This is a genomic window from Streptomyces kebangsaanensis (genome assembly GCF_001906585.1).
Taxonomy (GTDB): Bacteria; Actinomycetota; Actinomycetes; order Streptomycetales; family Streptomycetaceae; genus Streptomyces; species Streptomyces kebangsaanensis.
Genome location: NZ_JUJA01000011.1, coordinates 25,077 through 30,968 on the forward strand (window position 1 = coordinate 25,077; position 5,892 = coordinate 30,968).

6 protein-coding genes and 1 pseudogene are annotated in these 5,892 nt (G+C 73.2%); all 7 read left to right on the forward strand.

Features of this window, described 5'->3' with window-relative positions; genetic code table 11:
* A pseudogene (locus RH94_RS41730) lies at positions 1-102 on the forward strand (methionyl-tRNA formyltransferase); the annotation flags it as partial.
* Positions 103-169: 67 nt separating this feature from the next.
* Positions 170-1,588: an RsmB/NOP family class I SAM-dependent RNA methyltransferase gene (locus RH94_RS00740; RefSeq protein WP_073945743.1), complete on the forward strand. Its 1,419-nt coding sequence runs from the start codon at positions 170-172 to the stop codon at positions 1,586-1,588.
* A 68-nt stretch (positions 1,589-1,656) separates the two neighbouring features.
* On the forward strand, positions 1,657-2,343 hold the full coding sequence (gene rpe, locus RH94_RS00745) for a ribulose-phosphate 3-epimerase (RefSeq protein WP_073945744.1): 687 nt from the start codon (positions 1,657-1,659) through the stop codon (positions 2,341-2,343).
* 78 nt (positions 2,344-2,421) lie between these two features.
* A complete protein-coding gene (locus RH94_RS00750; RefSeq protein WP_073945745.1) occupies positions 2,422-3,465 on the forward strand; it encodes a sugar-binding transcriptional regulator in 1,044 nt (347 codons plus the stop codon).
* Between the two features lie 37 nt (positions 3,466-3,502).
* On the forward strand, positions 3,503-3,904 hold the full coding sequence (locus tag RH94_RS00755) for a ribonuclease domain-containing protein (protein WP_073945746.1): 402 nt from the start codon (positions 3,503-3,505) through the stop codon (positions 3,902-3,904).
* On the forward strand, positions 3,901-4,230 hold the full coding sequence (locus RH94_RS00760) for a barstar family protein (protein WP_073945747.1): 330 nt from the start codon (positions 3,901-3,903) through the stop codon (positions 4,228-4,230). The genes RH94_RS00755 and RH94_RS00760 overlap by 4 nt, the downstream gene beginning before the upstream one ends.
* Before the next feature lie 132 nt (positions 4,231-4,362).
* A complete protein-coding gene (locus RH94_RS00765) occupies positions 4,363-5,805 on the forward strand; it encodes a GuaB1 family IMP dehydrogenase-related protein (protein WP_073945782.1) in 1,443 nt (480 codons plus the stop codon).
* Positions 5,806-5,892: the final 87 nt, after the last annotated feature.

A 5,892-nucleotide genomic window follows, 5' to 3' on the forward strand; every position in this document is an offset into this window, starting at 1 on the left:
GTGGAGCTGCTGTGGGTGCAGGCCCAGGGCAAGAAGCCGATGACGGCCGCGGACTGGGCGCGCGGCGCGCGCATCTCCGGGAACGAGACCCTCGGGGGCTGACCGGCCGGGCCGGCGCGGGACGTAGGCTGGGTGCACAGCACACCCAGACATCCGGAGCACCTTTTTCGTGAGCGACACCTCCCGTCGGCCCCGCAAGCCCGCCAAGCCCCACCGCCGGCCCCAGAAGGACCCCGTCCGCATCCTCGCCTTCGAGGCGCTGCGCGCCGTGGACGAGCGGGACGCCTACGCCAACCTCGTCCTGCCGACCCTGCTGCGCAAGGCGCGCGAGAAGAGCGACTTCGACGGGCGGGACGCCGCGCTGGCCACCGAGCTGGTGTACGGCACACTGCGCCGCCAGGGGACGTACGACGCGATCCTCGCCGCCTGCGTGGACCGGCCGCTCCGGGAGGTCGACCCGCCGGTCCTGGACGTGCTGAGCCTCGGCGTCCACCAGTTGCTCGGCACCCGCATCCCGAGCCACGCCGCCGTGTCCGCCACCGTCGAGCTCGCGCGGGTCGTGCTCGGCGACGGTCGGGCCAAGTTCGTCAACGCCGTGCTGCGCAAGGTCGCGCGCGACGACCTCGACGGCTGGCTGGAGAAGGTCGCCCCGCCCTACGACGAGGACCCCGAGGACCACCTCTCCGTCGTCCACTCCCACCCCCGCTGGGTCGTCTCCGCCCTGTGGGACTCCCTCGGCGGCGGGCGCGCCGACATCGAGGACCTGCTGCGGGCCGACAACGAGCGTCCCGAGGTGACCCTGGTCGCCCGGCCGGGCCGCGCCACCGCCGAGGAGCTGCTGCGCGAGGAGGCCGCCGTTCCGGGCCGCTGGTCGCCCTACGCCGTACGGCTCACCGAGGGCGGCGAACCGGGCGCCGTGGACGCCGTACGGGAGGGCCGGGCCGGCGTCCAGGACGAGGGCAGCCAGCTCGTCGCCCTCGCCCTCGCGGGCGCACCCCTCGACGGCCCCGACGAGAAGTGGCTCGACGGCTGCGCCGGCCCCGGCGGCAAGGCGGCCCTGCTCGCCGCGCTCGCCGCAGAGCGCGGAGCCGTCCTGCTCGCCTCCGAGAAACAGCCCCACCGGGCCGGCCTGGTGGCCGGGGCGCTCGCCGGCAACCCCGGCCCGTACCAGGTGATCACCGCCGACGGCACCCGCCCGCCGTGGCGCCCCGGCAGTTTCGACCGCGTGCTCGTCGACGTCCCCTGCACCGGCCTCGGCGCCCTGCGCCGCCGCCCCGAGGCGCGCTGGCGGCGCCGCCCGGAGGACCTGGACGGCTTCGCCCCGCTCCAGCGCGGCCTGCTGCGCGCGGCCCTCGAGTCCGTCCGCGTCGGCGGTGTCGTCGGCTACGCCACCTGCTCGCCCCACCTCGCCGAGACCCGCGCGGTCGTCGCCGACGTGCTCAAGCAGTTCCCCGAGGCCGCCCTGATCGACGCCCGCCCCCTCCTTCCGGGCGTCCCCGCCCTCGGCGACGGCCCCGACGTACAGCTGTGGCCGCACCTGCACGGGACCGACGCGATGTACCTGGCCCTCGTCCGCCGCACCGGCTGAGACCATGCCCGGACGCCCGGCCGGGGACCGGCGCGAACAACCGGGCTCGGGCATGGCACGCTTGGGTCATGGCCGTGCAGATCAACCCCAGCATCCTGTCCGCCGACTTCGCACGTCTCGCCGAGGAGGCGCGGGCGGTCGAAGGGGCCGACTGGCTCCACGTGGACGTCATGGACAACCACTTCGTCCCCAACCTCACGCTCGGTCTCCCGGTCGTGGAGTCGCTGGCCCGGGCGACGGACACCCCGCTGGACTGCCATCTGATGATCGAGCAGGCCGACCGGTGGGCGCCGCAGTACGTCGAAGCGGGTGCCTCCTCCGTGACCTTCCACGTGGAGGCGGCCGCCGCCCCCGTCCGGCTGGCCCGCGAGATCCGCGCCAAGGGCGCCCGGGCCTCGATGGCCCTCAGGCCCGCCACCCCCATCGAGCCGTACGAGGACCTGCTCCCCGAGCTGGACATGCTCCTGATCATGACGGTGGAGCCGGGCTTCGGCGGGCAGGCGTTCCTCGACATCATGCTGCCCAAGATCCGCCGCACCAGGGAGCTGATCGACAAGCACGGCCTGCAGCTGTGGCTCCAGGTCGACGGCGGGGTGTCGGCCTCGACGATCGAACAGTGCGCGGACGCCGGCGCCGACGTCTTCGTGGCCGGCTCGGCGGTCTACGGGGCGAAGGACCCGGCCGAGGCGGTACGTGCACTGCGCACCCGGGCGGAGACGGCCACCGCGAAGGCGTCCTGGGCGTGCGGCCACTGAACAACGGGTACGTGAACGGCTCCCATCAGGGCTGATCAAGCGAGCCGGATCTGCAAGGATGAACGGCGAGTCCAAAGTGTGAACAGCAGTGAGGAGAGCACCGTGTCGGGTATGTCAGCGGGCCGGTCGGCAGTGCGGATGGGACCCGCTGAGCTGGTGCAGGCAGCGGCCATGGCCCGCCGTTTCTACCTCGAGGGCAAATCCAAGATCCAGATCGCCGAGGAGTTCGGCGTCAGCCGCTTCAAGGTGGCCCGGGTCCTGGAGACCGCTCTCGAACGGGATCTCGTACGCATCGAGATCCGGGTGCCGGCCGAGCTGGACGCCGAGCGCTCCGACGCGCTCCGCGCCCGCTACGGTCTCAGGCACGCCGTCGTCGTGGAGTCCCCGGCCGACGCGGAGGAGACGCCCGACCCGGAGAACCTCGGCGAGGTGGCTGCCGACCTGCTCGGCGAACTCGTCAACGAGGGGGACGTCCTCGGCCTGGCCTGGGGCCGGTCCACCATCCACATGGCGGTGGCCCTGAACCGGCTGCCGCCGTGCACGGTGGTGCAGCTGACGGGCGTGTACGACGCCGGGACCTCCGAGCGCGGCTCGGTGGAGGCCGTACGCCGCGCCGCCCAGGTCTCGGGCGGCGACGCCCACCCCATCTACGCGCCGATGCTCCTGCCGGACGCGGCCACCGCGGCCGCGCTGCGCAACCAGACCGGGATCGCCCGCGCGTTCGAGTACTTCGACAAGGTCACCGTCGCCTGTGTGTCCATCGGCTCCTGGGAGCCGGGCATCTCCACGGTGCACGACATGCTCAGCGACGAGGAGCGCGCCCACTACGCCTCGCTCGGCGTCGCCGCCGAGATGGCCGCGCACCTCTTCGACGCCGAGGGCCGCCGGATCGGACGGGATCTGGGGGAGCGGTGCATCACGGTCAAGGCCGACCAGCTGCGCCGTATCCCCGAGGTCGTCGCGATCGCGGGCGGGCAGCGCAAGGCGGCGGCGATCGACGCGGTGCTGCGCTCCGGCCTGGTCACCAGCCTGGTGACGGACACCTCGGCCGCGGACTACCTGATGGCGGCGGGGTCCACCCCGAGGCCCGCCCTCAACCGGGCAGACCCGGACGGGGCCTGACGAGCCCGCGCGGGACGGCCGTGGGAGCATCGGCGGCATGCTTCTGCGGTTCGTTCCCCGTGTGCTCGCGGGGCTCCTCGTCGCCCTCGCCGTCCTCCTGACGGGCTGCTCGCCCTCCGGGACGACGGCCTCCGGTCCGTCCGGTCCGTCATGGGCCCACGGCATGGCCACCGTCGGCGCGTCCCGGCTGCCGGCCGAGGCCCGGCACACCCTGGACCTCATCGACCGGGGCGGCCCCTTCCCGTACCGGCAGGACGGCACCGTCTTCGGCAACTTCGAGAAAAGGCTGCCCAAGGAGCCGCGCGGCTACTACCACGAGTACACGGTGCGCACTCCGGGAGCGCAGAACCGCGGGGCAAAGCGCATCGTCACCGGCCGGGGCGGGGAGATCTACTACACCGACGACCACTACAACACGTTCCGGGCGGTACTGAGATGAGCGAAGACCTGGCGGGCCGGGTCGTGGTCGCGCTGGACCTCGACGGTGTCACGGACAAGGCGGGACTGATGGACCGCGCCGCCCGTGCGCTCGCGCTGCCCGACTGGTTCGGACGGAACTGGGACGCGCTGGCCGACAGCCTCGGCGACGAGACCCTCTGGCCCGCCGAGGCCGTGGAGCGGGGGATGCTGATCGTGGTTCGGGGCTGGCAGGCGTACGCGCAGGCCAGGCCGGAGGAATGGGAGATCGCCGAGGAGGTCTTCGCCGCCTCGGCGGGCGGCCGGCTGGCCCTGGACGTCGCCCTCGCGCTTGGAGGTTCCTCCTAGGGAGCCGCCGGCCGGCCTGGACGTTCCGTCCGGGCACGGCACGGCCCGCGCCATGGGAGAATGAAGTACGTGCTCTTTCCCCCGGGCGGACCTGCCCGGGGGTCACCTCTGATCGACTGGGATGTGCAGCACGTGCGTTTCCTCAACGACATCCGGCCCGCGTACGACCTGACGTACGACGACGTCTTCATGGTGCCGCGCCGCAGCGCGGTCGGCTCCCGTCAGGGCGTGGACCTCAGCTCCCCGGACGGCACGGGCACCACCATCCCGCTCGTCGTCGCCAACATGACCGCGATCGCCGGCCGCCGCATGGCCGAGACCGTGGCCCGCCGCGGCGGCCTGGTGGTCATCCCGCAGGACATCCCGATCGACGTCGTCACCGACGTGATCTCCTGGGTCAAGAGCCGCCACCTGGTCCTGGACACCCCGATCGTGCTGGCCCCGCACCAGACGGTCGCCGACGCCCTCGCCCTGCTGCCCAAGCGCGCGCACAACGCCGGTGTGGTGGTCGACGAGCAGCACCGGCCCGTCGGCGTGGTCACCGACCGGGACCTGACCGGCGTCGACCGCTTCACCCAGCTCGAAGTGGTGATGAGCAAGGACCTGCTGCTGCTCGACGCGGACATCGACCCGCGCGAGGCCTTCAACACCCTCGACTCCGCCAACCGCCGCTACGCCCCGGCCGTCGACCGGGACGGCAGGCTCGCCGGCATCCTCACCCGCAAGGGCGCCCTGCGCGCCACCCTCTACACCCCGGCCACCGACGCGAACGGCACACTGCGCGTCGCCGCCGCCGTGGGCATCAACGGCGACGTGGCGGGCAAGGCCGAGCAGCTGCTCGACGCGGGCGTCGACACCCTCGTCATCGACACCGCGCACGGCCACCAGGAGTCGATGATCAGCGCCGTCAAGCTGGTCCGCGACCTCGACCCGCGGGTGCCGGTCGTGGCCGGCAACATCGTCTCCGCCGAAGGCGTCAGGGACCTCGTCGAGGCGGGCGCGGACATCGTCAAGGTCGGTGTCGGCCCCGGTGCCATGTGCACCACCCGCATGGCGACCGGCGTCGGCCGTCCGCAGTTCTCCGCCGTCCTGGAGTGCGCGGCGGAGGCGAGGAAGTACGGCAAGCATGTGTGGGCCGACGGCGGTGTCCGCCACCCGCGCGACGTGGCGATGGCGCTCGCGGCCGGCGCGTCCAACGTGATGATCGGGTCCTGGTTCGCCGGCACCTACGAGTCGCCCGGCGACCTCCAGCACGACGCGGACGGCCGCCCCTACAAGGAGTCGTTCGGCATGGCCTCCGCGCGCGCGGTGCGCAACCGCACCTCGGAGGAGTCGGCGTACGACCGCGCCCGCAAGGCGCTGTTCGAGGAGGGCATCTCCACCTCCCGCATGTTCCTCGACCAGGCCCGCCCGGGCGTCGAGGACCTGATCGACTCGATCATCGCGGGCGTCCGCTCCGCGTGCACCTACGCCGGAGCCGGCACCCTGGAGGAGTTCGCCGACAAGGCCGTCGTCGGCATCCAGAGCGCGGCCGGCTACGCCGAGGGCAAGCCGCTGCACGCCAGCTGGAACTGATCCGCCGGGTCCCGCCCGCACGGCCCCTGCCGTCCCGGTCACGGGAGCGGGGGCCGTGGCCGTGCTCGTGTTCTACTTCGGGTACGG